Here is a 21,126-nt window from a genome sequence, read left to right on the forward strand (position 1 = left end):
AAGTAGGTGCACGCGGTAAAAGTGCCATTCGCGCGGGCAGGGCCGCTGGCCCGCTTGAAATTTGAGCGTGATTCGCAAGGCAGCCCTCCAAAAATCGCGTTCCTTGCCTATCTAAATGAAAAGACAATGGAACTTTGATTGGGGCGCGGGCTTCTGCCGGCACGTTGTCTCTGATAAGTTCGCAACCGCACCCAGCCGCAGCCAACGTGCAAATAACTGGTCTCGGGATCGCCCGGGGCCTCGGAGGATTGATGACGACCGCCGCTCTGTCCAAAGTTGAGGAAATTTCCGGTCTGCCCGACATGAAGGTGTCGGTGCGCCAGGTGTTCGGGATCGATAGCGATCTTGAAGTCCCGGCCTATTCCGAAGTCGATCCTCATGTGCCCGAAGTCGATTCTGATTACCGCTTCGACCGTGCCACCACGCTTGCCATTCTCGCCGGCTTTGCCCGCAACCGCCGCGTGATGGTGACCGGCTATCACGGCACCGGCAAATCCACCCATATCGAGCAGGTCGCTGCCCGCCTGAACTGGCCCTGCGTGCGCGTCAACCTCGACAGCCACATCAGCCGTATCGACCTCGTCGGCAAGGACTCCATCGTGGTCCGCGACGGCAAGCAGGTCACCGAATTCCGCGACGGCATCCTGCCCTGGGCGCTCCAGCACAACATCGCGCTGGTGTTCGACGAATACGACGCCGGCCGCCCCGACGTGATGTTCGTGATCCAGCGCGTGCTGGAAGTCTCCGGACGCCTGACGCTGCTCGACCAGAACAAGGTGATCAAGCCGCATCCGGCCTTCCGCATGTTCTCGACCGCCAACACGGTCGGCCTCGGCGACACCTCGGGCCTCTATCACGGCACCCAGCAGATCAACCAGGGCCAGATGGACCGCTGGTCGATCGTCACCACGCTGAACTATCTCGCCCATGACGAGGAAGTGGAGATCGTGCTGGCCAAGGCCAAGCACTATCGCACGCAGGAAGGCCGCGACATCGTCAACAAGATGGTCCGCCTTGCCGATCTCACCCGTAACGCCTTCGCCAATGGCGATCTGTCGACGGTGATGAGCCCGCGCACGGTGATCACCTGGGCCGAGAACGCCGATATCTTCGGCGATATCGGCTTCGCGTTCCGGGTCACCTTCCTCAACAAGTGCGACGAGCTCGAGCGTCCCCTGGTCGCCGAGTTCTACCAGCGCTGCTTCAACGCGGAGCTGCCGGAATCGGCGGTCAACGTGGCGCTCAGCTAGACCATGCCAAACATCACCGTCGAGCGCACCATTGGGACCACCAAGAAGGCTGTGCTCGCCGGGCTCGGCGCCTATAACGACGAGCAGTTCGGGAAGCAGAAGGTCAGGAGCATCGCGGTCTCGCTGAAAGACCGCGGCAAGATCGTCGGCGGCATCGTCGGACACCTGTGGGCCACGGTTCTGTTCATCCAGTACTTCTGGATCGACCAGAAGCAGCGCGGCAAGGGTCTTGGCACGAAGCTGATCGCGGCGATCGAGGACGAGGCAAGACGGCAGGGCGCGATCCAGGCCCATGTCGACACGATGAGTTTCCAGGCGCCGGGCTTCTATCGTTCCTGCGGGTACGAGGAGTTCGGCACCCTCAAGGGCTATCCCGGCGGCGTGACGCGCCACTCGTTTACGAAGTCGCTATGAGCACATCATCATCCAACTCCAAATTCCGTAACACCAAGGAAGCCCCGACCGAGCCGTTCAAGCGCTCGGTGGCCTCCTGCCTGAAGGCGATCGCGAAGTCGCCGGAGCTCGAGGTCAGTTTTGCTGCCGAGCGCCCTGGTCTGGCGCCGGGCAAAGCGCGGCTGCCCGAGCCCGCGCGCAAGATGACCAAGCGTGACGCTGCGATCGTGCGCGGCCACGCCGATTCCATCGCGCTCAAGATCGCCTGTCACGATGCAAAGCTGCATCGCAAGCTGATGCCCGGCAATCCGCAGGCGCGCGGCGTGTTCGAGGCGGTCGAGCAGGCCCGCGTCGAGGCGATCGGCGCGCGCCGCATGGCGGGCGTTGCGAAAAACCTCAGCGCGATGCTCGACGACCATTTCCATCGCGGCAAGTTCGACGAAATCACCGACCGTGCCGATGCGCCGCTGGCGGATGCGCTGGCGATGCTGGTGCGCGAGCGCCTGACCGGCATGGCGCCGCCCACGGCGGCGAAGAAGATGGTCGATCTCTGGCGGCCCATTCTCGAGGACAAGATCGGCAAGCGGCTCGACCGGCTCGATGGCCTGGTCGAGGACCAGACCAGGTTCGGCGACGCCGTGCATGACCTGCTGACCGCGCTCGAGCTCGGCGACGAGCGCAGCGCCGACAGCGAAGACAACGACGACGACGAGGAAAACCGCGACGGCGACAACGACCAGTCCGGCGCCGAAGGCTCGCCCGATTCCGATGCCGCGCAGGAGATGAGCGCCGACCAGGCGCAGGCCTCCAGCGAGGAGATGAGCGAGAGCGCGATGGAAAGCGCGCAGGCCTCGACCTCCGACACGTTCGACGACGGCGAACTCGGCGACGACGAGACGCCGGGCGAGGCGACGCGTCCGAACGCTCACGGCAAGAACGAGCCGCGCGGGCCGGAATATCACGCCTTCGCGCCGAAATTCGACGAGGTCATCGCGGCCGAAGACCTCTGCGACCATGACGAGCTGGAGCGCCTGCGCGCCTATCTCGACAAGCAGCTCGCGCATCTGCAGGGCATCGTCGCGCGCCTCGCCAACCGCCTTCAGAGACGCTTGATGGCGCAGCAGAACCGCGCTTGGGACTTCGACCTCGAAGAGGGCATTCTGGATCCGGCGCGGCTGTCGCGCGTGGTGACCGATCCCTATCACCCGCTGTCCTTCATGCACGAGAAGGAGGCGACGTTCCGCGACACCGTGGTGACGCTGCTGCTCGACAATTCCGGCTCGATGCGCGGCCGCCCGATCACGGTCGCCGCGACCTGCGCCGACATCCTGGCGCGCACGCTGGAGCGTTGCGGCGTCAAGGTCGAGATCCTCGGCTTCACCACGCGCGCCTGGAAGGGCGGGCAATCGCGCGAGGCGTGGCTTGCCGCCGGCAAGCCGGCCAATCCCGGCCGCCTCAACGATCTCCGCCACATCATCTACAAGTCCGCCGACGCCCCCTGGCGCCGCGCGCGGAAGAATCTGGGCCTGATGATGCGCGAGGGTCTGCTGAAGGAGAACATCGACGGCGAGGCGCTGGACTGGGCGCACAAGCGCCTGCTCGGCCGGCCCGAGCAGCGCAAGATCCTGATGATGATCTCCGACGGTGCGCCGGTCGACGATTCCACGCTGTCGGTCAATCCCGGCAACTATCTCGAGCGGCACCTGCGCCACATCATCGAGGAGATCGAGACCCGCTCGCCGGTCGAGCTGATCGCGATCGGCATCGGCCATGACGTGACGCGCTACTATCGCCGCGCGGTAACGATCGTGGATGCCGAAGAGCTCGGCGGTGCCATCACCGAGAAGCTCGCCGAACTGTTCAGCGAGACCAATACCGCGCCCACGCATCAGGCCGGTCGCCCGCGACGCAAACTGCATTCGTGAGCACGCAATCGTCCCGCCGCAGCTTTCTTGGCCACGCGGCGGCGGGATTTTCCACTCTCGCACTCTCCCGACTGGCGCAGGCGCAGCCGACGACCGAGCCGCCGCCGCGCACCGCGCAGATCGAGCACGCCGTCACCGAGGCTGTCAGCGTCGAGGTGAACGCGCGGCCGATTCCCAATTTCGAGCCGCGCGACCGCTCGCGCGTGCGCTTCGGTCAGCTGCAATATCGCAGCGGCCTGGTGCTGACTTCGCCCTATCGCGGCTTCGGTGGCCTGTCCGGCATCCGGCTCGATGCGAAGGGCGAGCGCTTCCTCGCGATCTCCGACCAGGGCGGCTGGTTCACCGGCAGCATCCGCTATTCCGGCGGCAAGATGATCGGGCTCGACGATGTCGAGGCGTCCCCGATGCTCAATTCCGAGGGCCGGCCGATCACGGAGAGGCGGTTCTGGTACGACACCGAGTCGCTCGCGCGCGACGGCAATGTCGTTTACGTCGGGCTCGAGCGCGTCAACCAGGTCCTGCGCTTCGATTTCGCGAAAGGCGGCACGCGCGCCCGCGGCGAGGTGTTGCCGACGCCGCCCGCCGTGCGGAAGCTGCCCTCCAACAAGGGGCTCGAAGCGATGGTCGTCGTGCCGAAAGGCCAGCCGCTGGCAGGCACCCTGATCGCCTTCTCCGAACGCGGACTGGACGCCGACGGCAATCTGGTCGCGTTCCTGATCGGCGGTCCGTCGCCCGGCCAGTTCAGCGTCCGCCGCACCGAAAAATTCGACATCAGCGATGCCGTGCTGCTGCCGTCCGGCGAGCTTCTCATCCTCGAACGCAAATTCTCCTGGTTCACTGGCATCAACATCCGCATCCGGTCGATCCCCCTGAAATCCATCGCGCCCAACGCGCTGGTCGACGGCCCTGCGCTGTTCGCCGCCGATCTCGGCCACGAGGTCGACAACATGGAAGGCATCGACGCCCACGTCACGCCCGAGGGTGAGACCGTGCTGACGCTGGTGTCGGACGACAATTTCTCGATGCTCCAGCGCACGCTGCTGCTGCAGTTCACGCTGGTGGAGTGAACGTCCGCCCGCCCTTCTCCGACAAACCGTCATGCCCTGCCGCGCCATCCTCGCCCTCGCCCTCATTTTCACGCTCGCCGCGCTGTCGCCGGCCTTCGCCACGGCCGAGCACCGGTACGGAAAGAACGAATACGCCATCATCCAGGGCGGCCGCGCGCCGAATGGGAAGCTGTCGGTCGCAGCCCATGGCGGCGGCGAGTCTGGAAGCGAAGGCTTTCGCATCTACCTGATGGCCGAGCCCGGCCATCGCCGGCTGATGACGCTCGACAATGTCAACGACGACAACATTCTGGACTCGGCGCCGGATGCCTTCCACGCCGCCTGGTCGCAGGACTCACGCACCGTCGCGGTCTCGTTCCGCAGCGAGCGCCATATCGTCACGCTGAATCTCTACGCCATCGACGGCGGCCGCGCGCGGCTGGTCGCCGGGCCGGATCTGTTCCGCGACGTGACCGGCCGCAGCGTCGACATCAAGACCGACGGCGACATGCGCACATCCGTGCCCGCGCTGACATGGCAGGCGCCGCGCCGCTTTCACCTCACCGAGTACCGCGTGTTCGTGCTCGACGACACCGCGCTTGCCGACAAGCTCGGCCCGCTCGGCAAGGTCAGCAAGCGCGACGGCGGCGGCAACACGATCCAGTTCTCGGCCGAAGCCGACGGCGAGCTGTTGCCCGACGGCCGCATCCGCATGGGCAAGCCCGTGCCGGGCAGGTTCGAGGAGCTGGAGTAGGGGCCTCAAATTCGATCGTCGTCCCGGGGCGCGCGAAGCGCGAGCCCGGGACCCATAGGCACAGGGAGAGAGACGTTTGGCGAAGACCAGCTGTTGTCGATCTTCGTAAAACCCAATCCCGTGGTTATGGATCCCGGGCTCGCGCTTCGCGTGCCCCGGGATGACAGTGGAGTTCCTGGCAAGCGGCCGAGGGTTATCTCCGCCTTGTGATCATATGACGCGCGCAATGCATGGCGCCGCGGGCGGGCATGTCCGCCGCGCAGCTGGCAATTCGCCGTAGGGCTACTAAACTTCATGCAATCGCTTCCATTCCTCCATCCCCCGGAACTCCCCGCATGAGCGCCCTGTTTTCCCCGATCAAGCTGCGCGGCCTGACGCTGAAGAACCGCGTCGTGGTGTCGCCGATGTGCCAGTATTCGGCCGACGACGGCGTCGCCACCGACTGGCACTTCACCCATATCAACAACCTCGCGCTGTCGGGCGCGTCGATGTTCTGCATCGAGGCGACCCATGTGGAGGCGATCGGCCGCATCACGCCGGGCTGTCTCGGGCTCTACAGCGACGCCTGCGAAGCCGCGCTGAAGCAGATCCTCTCCTCCGTGCGCAAGCATTCCACCACGGCCGTCGCGATGCAGCTCGCCCATGCCGGCCGCAAGGCCTCCAGCGCGCGGCCTTGGGACGGCGGCCAGCTCATTCCGCAGAGTGAAGGCGGCTGGCAGACGGTGGCGCCGTCGGCGCTGCCGCACAAGGAAGGCGAGGCCGCGCCGCTGGCGCTCGATGCCGCCGGCCTGAAGCGCATCCGCGAGGCCTTCGTCGACAGCGCCAAGCGCGCTGCCCGGCTCGGCATCGACGCGATCGAGCTGCACGGCGCGCACGGCTATCTCATGCATCAGTTCCTGTCGCCGATCTCCAACAGGCGCACCGACGAATATGGCGGTTCGCTCGAAAACCGCATGCGCTTTCCGCTCGAGATCTACGACGCGGTGCGCGCGGTCTTCCCGCACGACAAGCCGGTCGGCATGCGGGTGTCGTCGACCGACTGGGTCGAGGGCGGCTGGGACCTGGCGCAGACCATCACGTTCGCAAACGCGCTGAAGGCGCGCGGCGTCGACTGGATCGATGCCTCCTCCGGCGGCGTCTCGCCGCTGCAGAAGATCCCGCTCGGCCCCGGCTATCAGGTGCAGTTTGCCGAGGCCATCAAGCGCGAGACCGGATTGCCCACCATCGCCGTCGGCCTGATCACCGAAGCCAAACACGCCGAGGAGATCGTGGCATCCGGCAAGGCCGACATGGTCGCGCTCGGCCGCAGCTTGCTCTACGATCCCCGCTGGGGCTGGCACGCCGCGGCCGAACTCGGCGGCGAAGTCGAAGCCCCGCCGCAATACTGGCGCTCGCAGCCGTCGACGCAAAAGGCGCTGTTCGGCAAGACCACGTTCGGGGCAAGGTAGGGCGCGAGAGGGCGCTGCCATACCGCGTGATCTCACGATGATGCGCGGTATGAGTTGCCACTGCACAACTTAAAGTCTTCGCCAAATCTCTCCCTGTGGTGATCCCGGATCTGTGCTTCGCTTGTCCGGGACGACAGCGGTGGGGGCAGCGCGGGCGATCGTGCCCTCACTATCCCGCGCCCTCACGCATCCGTAACTCTCCTCACCTTCCACGCACCGCAAAACTGGCCTACCCTCCCGCGCACCCAACTCCTCAGGGAGGCCCGCCATGCGGTTTCGTGTTCGCAAGACTGCCCACGTTTTCGAGCGCGTGGGCCTCGCGATGGCAGGCGCGGCGTGCGGGCTGTTCGTCGGCGCCTATGTGGGATCTTCGATCGCCCCGCTGACCACGCAGGGCTTCCTGCTGCTGATGATGCTGCTCGGCTTCGTCGGCTTCTATCTCGGCATCGACACGCCGCAGCTGCCCTTCGACGACGCCCACAGCGCGATCGACGCCGCGGAATTCCTCAGCGCCGCCGGCACGCTCTGCGCCACGCTCACCGCGCTCGCCTCCGTCGGCGTCATCGTGCTCCGCCTCGAGCCGCACCTGGCGTGGACCTGGCTCGCTTTGTTCGGCTGGATCGCCGGCGTCGCCATGCAGATCGTCGCCGGCACGAAAGCCAGGATGCGGGCGTAGCTACGACAGCTGTTGGAAAAAGGTCGTGCCGCATCACCGCTGCGTTCCCTCCCCCCTTGCGGGGGAGGGCTAGGGAGAGGGGTAGCCACACGGCACGCGCTATCGAATGAAGCGCGCCTGTGTTGCATCACCTCGCACGCAGCTAACACCTATTGCCGGGCCACCCCTCTCCCCAACCCTCCCCCGCAAGGGGGAGGGGGAAGAGCGGAGTGCTCGGCGGAATTATTCAGTTACGGAGAGAGCGTCCCCCTAAAACACCACGCCGATCCGCGAGCCGCGCTTCCAGGCGATGCGGCAGCGCTTCTTGGTGTTGACGTGGAGCAGCTCGAACCTGTCGGGGATATTCACCTGCCCGCCGAGATCGACGCAGGCGCCGCCGGGCGAGTAGTCGATCAGCGTGCAGGGAATCACCGGCGCGCGCGGGTCAGTGATGATCTTGGCCTGGCGGGATACCAGCCCGGACGGTTTCACGCGGGCATGTCGGCGCGGATGCATTGGCACTCTCCTCCAATTCCGCGGACGGCGCGGGTGGTCTTGGGAGGCATGATGGAAAGAGTTGATGCGATCCGACTAAGGGCGGCCCGAGAATTTTAATGAAAAGTAGCAGCGAACGGAGAAAACGCCGGTAGCGGGATGCCCACCCTCCCCTGGAGGGGTCCGAGACGAGCGAAGCTCGCTCGTGGGTCGATCGCGCGTAGCGCGAGCGGGGTGGGGTGATCTCTCAACACGGGCACTGTTGGAGGTGGAGAGACCTTCACCCCACCCCGTCTCATATTTCGCTGTGCTCAATATGAGCCGACCCTCCCCCTTCAGGGGAGGGTGGCAGCGAGTCCGGAGCGGCTTCAGCATGCGGCCGCACCGGCATCGGCACGGTCACATAATCCCTCGGCAAGTTCACCGGCCGGTAGCCCGGCTCCACCGCCATCCGCTTCAGCACGCTCTCGTGCACATGGGCGCCTTCGGGGATCACGCGCGGCTCGCAATCGGGGATGTAGAAGCCCAGAAAAACCTTTCGCTGCGGCCATTCCTTGTACTTTGCGCTCTTCGGCACAAATTCCAGCACGCGCCAGAGCGCCGTCATCGAATTGTGCAGCTCGCCCACCTTGCCGGTGTAGGCAGGCTCGACATACTGGAACGGCGAGTTCTTGCGCTGGATGCCCCAGGCGAGCTGGTTCACGGTGCGCGGGTTGAAGTTCAGCCCGGCCTTCGCCGCTTCCTCGATCATCCAGATCAGCGGATATTTGGACTCGCCGCTCTCGGCTTCCGGATAGCCGCCGCCGACGTCGCAATGAACGCCGGCGAACCACACCTGCATGATGTCCTGCGGCACCTTCTTCTCGTCGGGCACATAGCGGTTACTCCAATATTCCTGCGGCTCCTTGTACGCCTTGAGGCGGAACATGCAGCGCCGCTCGTCGATCGCGATCGCCTGCCGGAAGATTTTTACGCTCGGATTGCGCAGCGTGAAGGCGAGCTCCTCCAGGCTGAATACGAAGAAGAAATTGTCGCGCCGCGGCACGATCACGCTCGCCACCGTGTCCCAGACGCCGATGAAGTGGATGGTCGGCCAGCGCGTCGAGGTGATGCGCGCGAACTGGGCGGCGAGGTCGAATTCGTCCTTCGGCAGCGGCCCGCTCTCGTCGAAGGCGACATCCTTGAGGTCCTCGATGTCGTTGCCGCGCCCGGTGCCGGAATATTGCTTGTAGGCGACGAGGCCCGAGCCCGCGAGGTTCGCCTGCTCCGGCGAGATCAGCCCGATCTTGTGGATCAGCCCCGCCAGCACCCGCACGGTGTAGGCGCCGCGCGAGAAGCCGAACAGGTAGATGCGGTCGCCCGGCGCGTAATGCTCGACCAGGAAGCAATAGGCTGACAGCACGTTGTCATCGAGCCCGTAGCCGGTGGCGAGCCCCAGCACCAGATTGACGTTGGCCTTGAGCCGGTGCCACGTCGAAGGCTCCGTCACCGTGCCGACGCCCGGATCGTAAAACACCATCTGCCGCGGCTTCGTCTTGTCGGTCTTGCGCAGGCAGCGATAGAGCTTCAGGACGTTGGAGATGTTCTCCGAGATCTCGTTGCCGGTGCCGTCACAGCAGATGACGAGGTTTTTCGGCTCGGTTTTGGGTTTGTGCTGGTCGTCGTGCTCCACGGTATGCCCCTCCCGGTGATGCTACCGGGGCGAGTATAGCGAAAATGGATGGCAGCGAGGAGACGAAGTCGGCATCGGCGGCATGGTGCCTCATTGCCCCATCATCTGTTGACATTAACCACCTGTTAACCATGTCGTCGCCTAATGAGGACGGTGGGGGTCACCATGTCGGCCCATATGACGCGACCGAAGTTGATGCCTTTTTCGGCCGATCCAGCCTTTGGTTCGCTTAACCGGCTGGCGGTTCGCGTCACGGCTGTCCTACGGAGCAAAGCCATGTTCGGGAAGGACGATCTAGTGGACAATCTCAGTCGCGATCTCGATCGTGCGCGCCTGCGCCGCGATGCACTCGCATCCGAAGCCACGACTCTCACGGCTCAGATCGCCGAAATCGAAGCCCGCCTTTCGGAAGAGAAGACCAGGCGGGAGCGTGATCGCGTCTTGGCCGAGATCGAAGCGATAAGAACGCGAATCAAACAAGCCGCCGGCGCGTTCGCACCGGTCGTCGACGGTCTCTCCAGGGCGATCGAGTCGGCCTCGGCCGTTGTGCCCGAGGCTCGCGAGCTCAACAGTTTCATCGTGTCGGTGGCGACCGAAATCGACAGCGTGCTCGATCCCCTGATGCGCGAACTGGATCAGCGCGCGGATGCGGTGCGGGCAGGGCAGGCCGTGCTGGACCTCCCGCGTTCGGCCAATGAAGCACCGCCCATCGAGCCGCCAAAAGACGGCAACGATCGCCTGCTTCGCTTCCCGGCATGGCTGTCTCGCGACAAGGAGCCGGAAAAAAGGGAAACGGCGGAGACCCCGCGCAGCACGGCAGCGTGAACGATCGGCGCGCTGCGCAGATCGGAAGCTCGCCTGCGGCTATCCTTCGAGACGCCCGCCTACGGCGGGCCCTCAGGATGAGGGCGGAGTGCGCGGCGAGATATCAGAGCCTCATATCACAGTGGTTCGGCACAGCCGGGGCCACAAACTCGTCATGCCCGGGCTTGTCCCGGGCATCCACGTTCTTCGTGCCGTGGGAAAGGCGTGGATGGCCGGGACAAGCCCGGCCATGACGCTGTGGGGCATCGCACGCGAGCTCACTAAGACCAAATGCGATCGCCCCGCGCTTCCCCCGCGCCCGCTCAATTAGCGGAGCGGCGCAGGAAGGCCGGGATGTCGAGAAGGTCTTCGTCGGCTATATTGCGCGGAGCGGTGCGTCCGTAGGGATCGAGCGGCTGAGGCGCCGCGCGGCGCGCATATTCCGGATCGGGCCTTGCCGGTTGCACTGCGGGTCGGCCGGCCGCCGGGCGGAGCGGCGGGCTTTCCACGTGCGGAAGCGGCGCACTGCGCTGCTCGATGCGATCGGCGATGCGGCGGCTGTCGTCGCGCAGCCTGCCGGCGAGCTGCGTGAGTGCGGTTTCCACCGGCGCCGCCAGCTGCGCCGGGTCGACATTGTCGATCCCGGTCGCCACCACCGAGACGCGGACGATGCCTTCGAGGCTTTCGTCGAACGAGGCGCCGACGATGATGTTGGCGTCCGGGTCGGCCTCGTCGCGAATCCGCGTCGCGGCTTCGTCGACCTCGTACAGCATGAGATCCTTGCCGCCGGTGATGGAGATGATGAGGCCGCTGGCGCGCTTGATCGAGGGGTTCTCGATCAACGGATTGGAAATGGCGGCCACGGCGGCGGCGAGCACGCGCTTCTCGCCGGACGCCTCGCCCCGTCCCATCATGGCCTTGCCCTTCTCCCGCATCACGGAGAGAACGTCGGCAAAATCGAGATTGATCAGGCCTTCCTTGACGATGAGGTCGCTGATGCAGGCCACGCCCGAATAGAGCACCTGGTCGGCAAGGGCAAAGGCATCGGCGAATGTGGTCTTGGCGCTGGCCACCCGGAACAGGTTCTGGTTCGGGATGATCAGCAGGGTGTCGACCGTCTTCAGCAGCTCCTCGATGCCGGCTTCGGCAAAGCGCATGCGGCGCTGGCCCTCGAAGTAGAATGGCTTGGTGACGACGCCGATCGTGAGGATGCCGAGTTCGCGCGCGGTCCTGGCGATGATGGGGGCGGCCCCGGTGCCGGTGCCGCCGCCCATGCCGGCGGTCACGAACACCATGTGCGCGCCGGTCAACTGATCGCGGATCGTATCGATGACCTCCTCGGCTGCGGCGCGTCCCAATTCGGGCTGAGAGCCGGCGCCGAGGCCTGCGGTGACCTGGGTGCCCAGCTGGATCAGGCGCGGCGCCTTCGACATGGCAAGCGCCTGAGCGTCGGTATTGGCGACGACGAAGTCGACCCCCTGCAGCCCGGATGTGATCATGTTGTTGACGGCATTGCCGCCGGCGCCGCCGACCCCGAATACGACAATGCGCGCCTTCATCTCGTGAATATCGGTCATGCCAGTCATTCTGTCCTCGCGATTGCTCCGGCAGGCCGGGATGGAGAAGGGTTCGAGTGCTATCTGCGAGCCGCGCGGTCTGCGCCCACGATGGCCGCGGCCAGATGTCCCAATCGACGCGCGGCTTGTCCCGCGGTCGCGCCGCCAGCCTGGCGACCGGTCCGTAAGTCCGCCACTTCGTCTTCCAGTCGTGCCGCCCACGCATTGGCTGCCGCCGTCTCGGCGGCCGCCTGCAGCAACTCGACGGCCAGGCGATCGGCGCGCTCGCGCTCACGCTCGAAAACTAACCTGGCGCCGGCTGCGAGGGCTTCGAGCCGCGCGATCTCCGCCTTGAATGCCTCGATCTTGAAGGCCTCGATCTTGAAGGCCTCGACCTTGAAGGCCTCGATCTCAGCCATGGGGGCAGCGATGGGGGCTGCCTTGCGGCCAATTCGCGGGCGGGGCGTGTAGCGGAGCTCGGCGAGATCGACGCTCACCAGGGCCTTGCCGTCCTCCGACCGCGAGCGCGGCAAACGGCGACGTCTCGCCAGGGCACGCGCGGCCTCGCGCGAGATATTGAGGCGGGCACTGAGATCGGCATACGTCAACAACGCAACGCACATTGGCGCTTCTCCTGGAGCGAACCGGGAAGGCATTTCGAGCTAATGATGGCTGGACGATTACCGCAGGCTAGGCTGCGTTGGTTAACGGACGGTTAACGCGCGTGGGGCGTTGTTTAGGGTGCCGTCACAGCAGATGACGAGGTTTCGCGGCTCGGATTGGGGTTCGTGCTCACGGAAGGCCCCTCCCGGTGAGGCTAGGGGGCGAGCAGAGCGGAAAGTGGAGCAGATGACATGGTTCAAGTAGCCCTGGAACTCATGTGCGAGTCGGTCACGCTGGAATCGGATGGTCGGGCACCGCTAATAAAATTTCATGCTCGTCGAACCACTCGTTTCTAAGCATCTGCATTTTCACCGCCTCGGGAGCGGAAGTGTAGAGCACCAACGCAAGGCTCTTCTTGGCTCTACTGCAGGTGACATAAAATAGGCGACGCGTCCTGCTAACCGAGTTGTCGCGGCCCTCAGATTCATTTGACAAATCGCTCGCTGAAAGTTCTTTGGCGCCGAAGAACTTTTCATATCCGAACATGAAGCCGCGCGCCTCGGTATCGTCCATCAACACCATAACGCGATCGAACTCTAGCCCCTTAACCCCCTGGTGTGTGCCGAACTCGGCCGTATTCGAGATGTACTGAGCATATGGCGCGATTTCCGAAAATGATGCGAGCAGAAATTTCTCAATTGCCGCGTCTGCCTCATCTAAAGGATCACGAGACTCGTCGTCAGAGCTAGATTGGGCTTCATCGTCCGATCGGTGAATGGCAAATGGCTTCAAAGCTTCTGGGAGATCAAAGAGATGTTGCTCGGCGACATAAGCCAGGACTTCGCCGCAGGTAGGTGTCCCCTGCTGCCACAGTTTCAATAGGCCCTCAGCTGCGATCTTGGCATTGCGCAATTGATTGCGCTGGTCGGTCGCATTCTTGAGTCTTTCAGCGCTCAGCAGTGGCGAGGACTCACGCACAATTCTTGCGGTAGCAAATTTGTCATTGTTCTGGAGAGCGGAGACGAGAGGCAGGACGTTGGCCGTAAACAAACGTGTGACCGGCAAAGACCCGTCAAGAAGTCCTGTTCTGAAGGTGTCAACCCTCGTTGAGCCGGATATCGAAAGCCTTTTGTGCTTGTTCGATCGCTTGCAGCGCTTTTATATCCCTCGTGTCCGGGTTGTCGTAAGGGTCCAAGTGGCGGCTGTAGTACCCCCGGAGTTGCTCGGAGAGCTTCCGCGCATTGGCGGTGTCAGTAACGGCGCCGGCCTCATCTTCGTCGAATGCGACTTCAGCTTCTTGCCCGAAGCCGCGTTGCGCACTGATCTCACTAATTTTGATGAGACCCCTAAAGGGGTCTTCCTCTAGTGCAACGGCATCAGGCGGCAGATCTTGCGGTTTCGCCGTACCATGTTCCGGCTCTTGACGTTTTGTGGGATCGAGGACGTATGCTCTGATGACGAATAGCCGTGCAAGGCGGCGGCGGAGAAAATCAACAAGGTCATCCGGCCAAAGTGAGACGACGATGGTCTCGCTCGCCTTATCCGCCTCGCTGATAGTTTCACCCTTTTTTGCGTTCTCCGCATCTGCACGAGCGGAGAGATACTCGCGCTGTAATTCTGTCATGTCCTTGGGTTCAAAGCGTAGCCGCACGCCGAGCTGACCGCCCTCCCAATCCAACGTGGGCAAGATCTTTTGGACATAGTGGACTTCGTCACTCTCAACGTGGAGCCAGACGTCGAGTGTTGGAAGAAAGTCGTCCCAGTCGGGTTCAGGGAGTGTCTCGTCGGCAGCGGCGGCCTTTTCCCAACTCGCGCCCATCGCCACGAGTGAGGGCCAGTGAGAGACGGTGAAGTCGTTTAGTGTGAAGCTACTTCGTTCATGAGCTACGAGGAAATATCGTAGTGCGACCATGGCGGAAGTTTTGCCACTGTTGTTCGCGCCGACGAAGACTGTCTTGTCTCGTGCAAAACTCACCCGAGTAGAACGAAGCTTGCGAAAGTTAGCAATTTCAACTGAATCAATATGCATCGGTTATCCTCTGACCGACACAAACAGATTCACATTGAACCTGCAACTAAGGGCTGTACGATCTTGTGTACTCCCTTTTGCTGATGTCACTCCAAATTCGCTACTGGCCTACCGGCAACAACAAAAACGGCCGGATCTTTCGATCCGGCCGCGACGCAAAACTCTACTGGCTAAGACTACGCCGCGCGACGCAACTTAGCCCCCGCCCGATTTCAAAATTGGATTAGCTGGCCTTCTTCGCCGGCGCGGCCGTCGGGCCGACCTTCTTCTGGATGGCGCGCTTCAGCTCGAGGGCGCGCGGCGACAGGACGTCGGCCTTGGCCTTGAGCAGGAAGGGGTCGAGGCCGCCATTGTGGTCGACGCTCTTGACCGCGTTGGTGGAGACGCGCAGGCGCACGTTGCGGCCGAGCGCTTCGCTGATGAACGTCACGTTGACGAGGTTCGGCAGGAAGCGGCGCTTGGTCTTGATGTTGGAGTGGCTGACCTTGTGGCCGACGAGGGGGCCCTTGGCCGTCAGTTCGCAGCGGCGAGACATGGTAGAAATCCTCTTCTGTCCCCCAAACGATTTGCGGCCGCCATTCTGGGCGCCACGGGGGCTAATTCTGTGTCCTTGTAGGGAGCGGGCGGACGTATAGGGGGGAAGGGACGGGACGTCAAGGTTTTGGGCGGGGATTCATGCTCCGCGGCATCCCCCACAACAGGTGTCATCGCCCGGCTTGACCGGGCGATCCAGTACGCCGAGGCGGTGCGGCTGGAGCCGAGGGGCTACGGCGTACTGGATGCCCCGGTCAAGCCGGGGCATGACGGCGGAATGGGCGGGGCGAGGTGCGCGTCCCTGACACACCCCCGATCACCAAAACGGCAATGATTGAAGTGCCTTACCATCACATAAAGGGCGTATTCGCACCCGAAGTATCAAATGGAGTTCCGCAAGCCTCCGCGCCCGGACACATTGTTTGCCGCGGTTTTTGGCTTAAGTAACAACCGTTCGCGCCCCGATTGGATTGTTTCGTGCTCGCATCCCCCCGACTTTGGCTCCAAGGCTTGGTCAGTCACGGCTCAGCCAGTCCGCGCTCTGCCGGCCGGCTGGCCTTCGCAGCCCTTTGCGGGCTCGTCGTGGCCTGGGGCGCGGAGCCCGTGGCGGCACAGGGCAAGCTCGAGGCGCAGTATGAGGCGACGCTGGCGGGCATTCCCGTCGGCAAGGGCGCCTGGAACATCGACATCGGCGACGACGTGTTCGCGGCCGCGGCAAGCGGCGGCACCACGGGGCTGCTGAAATCCTTCGCGGGCGGGTCCGGCACCGGCGCCTCGCAAGGTAGGGTGGTGAACGGCGCGCTGGTCGCGACCGGCTACCAGGCCTCCACCACCACCTCGAAGAAGACCGAAGAGATCCGCATCACGCTCGACAAGGGCAATGTGAAGGAGTTCGGCATCGTGCCGGAGCCGCCTGTCGATGCCGACCGCATCGTCGTCACCGATGCGCATCGCCGCGGCGTCTGGGACCCGATGACGGCCTCGCTGCTGCGCGTGCCCGGCACCGGCGACCCTGTTACGCCCGACGCCTGCCACAACGCCGCGCCGGTGTTCGACGGCCGCATGCGCTACGAGCTGAAACTCGATTTCAAGCGCATGGAGAGCGTGAAGGCGGAGAAGGGCTACAGGGGCCCGGTCGTGGTCTGCGCGCTCTATTTCGTGCCCGTGGCGGGCTACATTCCCGACCGTCCCGTGATCAAATACCTCGCCGCCCAGCGCAACATCGAGATCGCCTTCGCCCCCGTCGCGGGCACGCGCATCCTGGTCCCGTTCTGGCTGAAAGTGCCGACGCCGCTCGGCCCGGCCATGCTGGAAGCCACCAGCTTCATCACCTCAGCCCAGCCGCCAAAGGTCGCCAAGACGCAGTAGGGCTTTAGCTGCGCATTCCCCCTTAGAGACCGTCACCCTGAGGTGGCCGCTTCTTCAGCGGCCCTCGAAGGGCGACAGCCCGGCTGTTCCCGCAGGGAATATCCGTGCGTGCCGCCGCATCCGGGCCGTCCATCCTTCGAGGCTCCCGGCGCGATGCTGCGCAACGCGCCACTCGCACCTCAGGATGACGGAAAGACCGCGTCGCGCGCCGGAATGACGGGGAGGCAATTTGGCTGGAAAGAAATGTAATCCTTTCAATGGCATTTCTACTGTGCATGGGGTTGTTTTCGCGAAAATGAGTTTGGGGGTCGTGATCCCGGGAATCCATTTGACTCCTGCCCGATTCTGATTCGACTCCGCGCCGTCCCCAATTTTAAGGAACCGGTCATCGAAACGCCGCTTGTGCGGCAGGGCAAAACTCCATCTAGTGCACAACCAATAAGAGTCCCGCGACATGTGGCGTGAACGGAACAGGCTTCAGCGGGAGTCAGCGATTCGGCCGCGATTCGTTCTAGAGTCGTTCCGAAGCTTAAGGCCAACGGGAAAAGCGTCGCAAAGTGAGACAGTTGCGCGAGGTTTGGGGAGTGCGCTCCCACACGCTCGGTGTCATCGCCCGGCTTGACCGGGCGATCCAGTACGCCGAGGCCGTTGTGGTTGAGCGGACAGGCCGCGGCGTACTGGATGCCCCGGTCCCGGCTCCGCCAAGGCTACGCCGGGGCTCAGGGGGGTGCTCGGCCCGCCGAAGCCTTGGCGAAGGCGGCAGGCCGGGGCATGACAGCGGAATGCTTGGCTGCAGCGTAGCGTTCGGAGACATGGCCGACACCTCCCAGCCCTCAACACACCCCAAAGCAGCACTGACATTCGCCCAAATCGCCACTACCTAATCCCCAGACATGGCCTTCTCCTCCTCCCTCTTCGCCTCCGAGCGCGCACCCGGCGCGGGCGTCACTGCGGTGCTCGGGCCGACCAACACCGGCAAGACCCATCTCGCCATCGAGCGGATGCTCGCGCATCCCTCTGGGCTGATCGGGCTGCCGCTGCGGCTGCTCGCGCGCGAGGTCTATAACAAGATCGCCGCACGGGTCGGCAGCGAGGCCGTCGCGCTTGTGACCGGCGAAGAGAAGATCAAGCCGAAGAACCCGCGCTATTGGGTGTCGACCGTCGAGGCGATGCCGCGCGATCTCGACGTCTCCTTCCTCGCCGTCGACGAGGTCCAGATCGCTTCCGATCTCGAACGCGGCCACGTCTTCACCGACCGCATCCTCAACCGCCGCGGCCGCGACGAGACGCTGCTGTTGGGCGCGGCCACGATGCGCCCGATCATCGAGCGGCTGCTGCCGGGCGTGTCCATGATCACGCGGCCGCGCCTGTCGCAGCTCGAATTCGCCGGCGACCGCAAGATCACGCGCCAGCCGCGCCGCACCGCCATCGTCGCCTTCTCGGCCGACGAGGTCTACGCCATCGCCGAGCTGATCCGCCGCCAGCATGGCGGCGCGGCCGTGGTGCTGGGATCGCTCTCGCCCCGCACGCGCAATGCGCAGGTGGAGATGTTCCAGAACGGCGACGTCGACTATCTCGTCGCCACCGACGCCGTCGGCATGGGCCTCAATCTCGACGTCGACCACGTCGCCTTCGCCTCCGACCGCAAGTTCGACGGCTACCAGTTCCGCCGCCTGACGCCGGCCGAATTCGCGCAGATCGCAGGCCGCGCGGGCCGCGCCACGCGCAACGGTACTTTCGGGACGACGGGCCGCTGCGGGCCGTTCGAGCCCGAGCTCGTCAACGCGCTGCAGAACCACACCTTCGACAACGTGAAGATGCTGCAATGGCGCAATTCGAAGCTGGATTTCGCCTCCCTCGGCGCGCTCCAGGTGTCCCTGAACCAGTCGCCCGGCCATGAGGCGCTGACGCGCGCGCCGATCGCCGAGGACATGCGCGTGCTCGACCACGCCGCCCGCGACGTCGAGGTGCGCGATATCGCGCATGGCAAGGCGGCCGTGGAACGGCTGTGGGAGGCCTGCCAGGTCCCCGATTACCGAAAACTGTCGCCGGCCGCCCATGCCGAGCTCGTGACCACGCTGTACGGCTTCCTGATGCAGAAGGGCTGCATCCCCGATTCCTGGTTCGCGGCCCAGGTCGACCAGGCCGACCGCATCGACGGCGACATCGACACGCTGTCGGCCCGGATCGCCCAGATCCGCACCTGGACCTTCGTCGCCAACCGCCCGGACTGGCTGAAAGACCCCGAACGCTGGCAGGGGATCGCCCGCGAGGTCGAAAATAAATTATCGGATGCGCTCCATGAACGCTTGACTGAGCGTTTCGTTGATCGCCGGACCAGTGTATTGATGCGCCGCCTGCGGGAGAACACGAGCTTGAATACTGAAATCGGCAAGACCGGCGAAGTCATCGTCGAAGGCCATGTCATCGGCCGCCTCGATGGCTTCACCTTTGCACCGGATGCGGCGGAAGCAGGCTCCGATGCGAAAGCCTTGCAGGCTGCAGCGCAAGCGGTGCTCGCCGGCGAGATCAACGCGCGCGCCGAAAAACTGGGCAATGCGCCGGACGATCAGTTCGTGCTGACCTCGGAAGGCACCATCCGCTGGACCGGCGATGCCGTGGCGCGCCTGTCTGCCGCGGAGGAGGCGCTGCATCCGCGCATCCGCATCATCTCCGACGAGCGCCTCACCGGTGCGCCGCGTGAGAAGGTGCAGGCCCGGCTCGAGCTCTGGCTCAAGACCCATATCGAAAAGCTGCTTGGGCCGATGTTCGAGCTGTCGAAGGCCGAGGACGTCACCGGCATTGCCCGCGGCATCGCCTATCAGCTGGTCGAGGCGCTCGGCGTGCTCGAGCGTCCCAAGATCGCCAACGAGCTGAAGGACCTCGACCAGCCCTCGCGCGCCGTGTTGCGCAAATACGGCGTCCGTTTCGGTGCTTATCATATCTATTTCCCCGGCCTGCTCAAGCCCGCCGGCCGTGCGCTGGCCGCACTGCTGTGGGCGCTGAAGCAGGACAATGTCGATCTGTCGTCGCTGTCCGGCGCGCAGCATCTGGCATCTTCGGGCCGCACCTCGTTCCCGGTCGACAAGCAGCTGCCGCGCGATGCCTATCGCGTGCTCGGCTACAAGCAGGCCGGTGAGCGAGCGGTGCGCGTCGACATTCTGGAGCGCCTTGCCGATCTGATCCGGCCGGCGCTGGCCTGGCGCGAGAACTCGCCCGGCGAAAAGCCTGCCGGCGCGTTCGACGGCCGCAGCTTTGTGGTGACGCAGGCGATGACCTCGCTCACCGGCTCGGCCGGCGAGGATTTCGCCTCGGTGCTGCGCGCGCTCGGCTATCGCATGGAGAAGCGTGCGCCGCTGCCGCCGAAGCCGGTGGCTGCTGCCGTGGAGACGCCGGCGGCCGAAGCAAGCGCAGAGGCTCCGACTGAACCGACGGCGACCGATGATGCCACCGCAAGCGCGGACACCGCAATCGAAGCCGCCGCCGAGCCCGTCACCGTCGAAGACGCGCCCGGCATGGAGCAGCACGACGAGCCCGCACACGAAGAGCCGGCGCTCGAAGCATCGCCTGATGCCCCCGTCACGCCCGAGGATGCCCCCGGCATCGCGCCGCCGGCGGAAGAGGCTGCTGCGCCCAGCGAGGCGGTGGAAGCCGCTCCCGCCGAGGCCGCTGCAACGGAAGCCGCTGCATCCGCCGATGCCGCCGCGCCGGTCGAGGCTGCCGCTGTGCCTGCCGAGCCCGAGCTCGTCGAGGTCTGGCGTCCCGGCGGCCGCCACGACGATCGCAAGCCCCGCCACGAGCGTCATCGCCACCAGCGTCACCACAATCAGCGCCCGCAGCAGGCCGGTGCTGAAGCTGGCGCCGCCCCCGCCGAAGGCGCGGCCGCGCAGTCAGCCGACGGCGAGAAGCGCAATGAGCGCCATCGTCACGGCGGTCATCGCAGAGATGGGGCAAAGGATTTCCGCAAGCCGCGCGAAGGTGGCGCCGAAGGTGCACCGCGCCAAGAGGGGCGCGACGACAAGAACCGCCGCTTCGAGGGCAAGGATCGCGACAACAAGGATCGCGATCGCAACAAGGGCAAGTTCGGCGGCGATCGCGACAAGGGCCGCGACAATCGCGGTCGTGACCGCGACAAGGGCCGCGACCGTCAGGGCGGGCCGTCGCTGCGCCCCTACGCCTCGAGCGCGAACCCGCGCGAGCGCGATCGTCCGGCCGATCCGAACTCGCCCTTCGCAAAGCTTGCTGCGCTGAAAGAGCAGCTGTCCGGTCGCAAGGAGTGATCCCACGACCGAGCGGCAGCGTCTCGACAAATGGCTGTGGCACGCGCGGGTGGTGAAGGCGCGCACCTCCGCGGCCGAGCTCGTTGAGTCCGGCCACGTTCGCATCAACGGCACACGCGAGAAGTCGCCGGGCCATGCGATCAAGATCGGCGACGTGATCACCATCGCGCTCGATCGCACTGTGCGCGTGCTGAAAGTAACCGCTTTCAACGAGCGCCGCGGCGATGCCGCCTCGGCCCGCGTGCTCTACGAGGAGCTGAGCGAAGGCAATCAAAGTTCTCGGCGCAATTAATTGCGCTCTGAATTCATTTCTT

Annotated in this window: 17 protein-coding genes and 1 pseudogene; 11 read left to right on the top strand and 7 right to left on the bottom strand. The window is 64.7% G+C overall.

Going from position 1 to position 21,126, the window contains the following annotated elements:
* The first annotated feature begins 251 nt into the window (after nt 1–251).
* The 7 genes from cobS (at nt 252) to AB7Z56_RS03380 (ending at nt 7,492) form a co-directional block, all read left to right on the top strand.
* A complete protein-coding gene (gene cobS, locus AB7Z56_RS03350; protein ID WP_063980631.1) occupies nt 252–1,250 on the top strand; it encodes a cobaltochelatase subunit CobS in 999 nt (332 codons plus the stop codon).
* 3 nt (nt 1,251–1,253) lie between these two features.
* Entirely contained in the window at nt 1,254–1,664 is a 411-nt protein-coding gene (locus AB7Z56_RS03355; RefSeq protein WP_028149462.1) for a GNAT family N-acetyltransferase, read from the top strand.
* Entirely contained in the window at nt 1,661–3,568 is a 1,908-nt protein-coding gene (gene cobT / locus AB7Z56_RS03360) for a cobaltochelatase subunit CobT (protein ID WP_014490393.1), read from the top strand. Before AB7Z56_RS03355 ends, cobT begins: the two co-directional genes overlap by 4 nt.
* On the top strand, nt 3,565–4,635 hold the full coding sequence (locus tag AB7Z56_RS03365; RefSeq protein ID WP_063980632.1) for an esterase-like activity of phytase family protein: 1,071 nt from the start codon (nt 3,565–3,567) through the stop codon (nt 4,633–4,635). Before cobT ends, AB7Z56_RS03365 begins: the two co-directional genes overlap by 4 nt.
* 31 nt (nt 4,636–4,666) lie before the next feature.
* Nucleotides 4,667–5,368: a hypothetical protein gene (locus tag AB7Z56_RS03370; RefSeq protein ID WP_063980633.1), complete on the top strand. Its 702-nt coding sequence runs from the start codon at nt 4,667–4,669 to the stop codon at nt 5,366–5,368.
* A 335-nt stretch (nt 5,369–5,703) separates the two neighbouring features.
* On the top strand, nt 5,704–6,816 hold the full coding sequence (locus AB7Z56_RS03375) for an NADH:flavin oxidoreductase/NADH oxidase (RefSeq protein ID WP_063980634.1): 1,113 nt from the start codon (nt 5,704–5,706) through the stop codon (nt 6,814–6,816).
* A 268-nt stretch (nt 6,817–7,084) separates the two neighbouring features.
* Entirely contained in the window at nt 7,085–7,492 is a 408-nt protein-coding gene (locus AB7Z56_RS03380) for a hypothetical protein (RefSeq protein ID WP_063980635.1), read from the top strand.
* A 249-nt stretch (nt 7,493–7,741) separates the two neighbouring features.
* Here the strand turns inward: AB7Z56_RS03380 and AB7Z56_RS03385 are convergent, their stop codons facing one another.
* Together AB7Z56_RS03385 and AB7Z56_RS03390 are read right to left on the bottom strand one after the other, a co-directional pair.
* Nucleotides 7,742–7,987, bottom strand: a complete 246-nt coding sequence (locus AB7Z56_RS03385; RefSeq protein ID WP_028149457.1) for a PilZ domain-containing protein — start codon at nt 7,985–7,987, stop codon at nt 7,742–7,744.
* A 274-nt stretch (nt 7,988–8,261) separates the two neighbouring features.
* Nucleotides 8,262–9,638: a DUF2235 domain-containing protein gene (locus AB7Z56_RS03390; RefSeq protein WP_063980636.1), complete on the bottom strand. Its 1,377-nt coding sequence runs from the start codon at nt 9,636–9,638 to the stop codon at nt 8,262–8,264.
* A gap of 165 nt (nt 9,639–9,803) precedes the next feature.
* Here AB7Z56_RS03390 and AB7Z56_RS03395 point away from each other — a divergent pair, with 165 nt between their 5' ends.
* Entirely contained in the window at nt 9,804–10,463 is a 660-nt protein-coding gene (locus AB7Z56_RS03395; protein WP_063980637.1) for a hypothetical protein, read from the top strand.
* Nucleotides 10,464–10,765: 302 nt separating this feature from the next.
* Here the strand turns inward: AB7Z56_RS03395 and ftsZ are convergent, their stop codons facing one another.
* From ftsZ to rpmB, 5 genes are all read right to left on the bottom strand, one after another.
* Nucleotides 10,766–12,019 (bottom strand): cell division protein FtsZ, encoded by a 1,254-nt coding sequence (ftsZ, locus tag AB7Z56_RS03400; RefSeq protein WP_084794938.1) that lies wholly within the window; start codon nt 12,017–12,019, stop codon nt 10,766–10,768.
* 59 nt (nt 12,020–12,078) lie between these two features.
* The gene (locus tag AB7Z56_RS03405) at nt 12,079–12,621 is read right to left on the bottom strand and encodes a hypothetical protein (RefSeq protein WP_354234088.1); all 543 of its coding nucleotides are present in this window, start codon (nt 12,619–12,621) and stop codon (nt 12,079–12,081) included.
* A gap of 268 nt (nt 12,622–12,889) precedes the next feature.
* The gene (locus AB7Z56_RS03410; RefSeq protein WP_354234090.1) at nt 12,890–13,666 is read right to left on the bottom strand and encodes a hypothetical protein; all 777 of its coding nucleotides are present in this window, start codon (nt 13,664–13,666) and stop codon (nt 12,890–12,892) included.
* Nucleotides 13,667–13,697: 31 nt separating this feature from the next.
* Nucleotides 13,698–14,630: an AAA family ATPase gene (locus AB7Z56_RS03415; protein WP_354234092.1), complete on the bottom strand. Its 933-nt coding sequence runs from the start codon at nt 14,628–14,630 to the stop codon at nt 13,698–13,700.
* Nucleotides 14,631–14,853: 223 nt separating this feature from the next.
* A complete protein-coding gene (gene rpmB, locus AB7Z56_RS03420; RefSeq protein ID WP_063980641.1) occupies nt 14,854–15,165 on the bottom strand; it encodes a 50S ribosomal protein L28 in 312 nt (103 codons plus the stop codon).
* Nucleotides 15,166–15,674: 509 nt separating this feature from the next.
* On the opposite strand from rpmB, the gene AB7Z56_RS03425 reads away from it, so the two are divergent.
* From AB7Z56_RS03425 to AB7Z56_RS03435, 3 genes and pseudogenes are all read left to right on the top strand, one after another.
* Nucleotides 15,675–16,532, top strand: coding sequence for a DUF3108 domain-containing protein (locus AB7Z56_RS03425; RefSeq protein WP_187387905.1), 858 nt, complete (start codon nt 15,675–15,677; stop codon nt 16,530–16,532).
* A gap of 893 nt (nt 16,533–17,425) precedes the next feature.
* Entirely contained in the window at nt 17,426–20,812 is a 3,387-nt protein-coding gene (locus AB7Z56_RS03430; protein ID WP_063980642.1) for a helicase-related protein, read from the top strand.
* A gap of 10 nt (nt 20,813–20,822) precedes the next feature.
* Nucleotides 20,823–21,104: pseudogene (locus AB7Z56_RS03435) on the top strand (RNA-binding S4 domain-containing protein); the annotation flags it as partial.
* Between the last annotated feature and the right edge of the window lie 22 nt (nt 21,105–21,126).

The organism is Bradyrhizobium sp. 482_C4_N1_8 (genome assembly GCF_052075965.1).
In the GTDB taxonomy this organism is placed as follows: Bacteria; Pseudomonadota; Alphaproteobacteria; order Rhizobiales; family Xanthobacteraceae; genus Bradyrhizobium; species Bradyrhizobium barranii.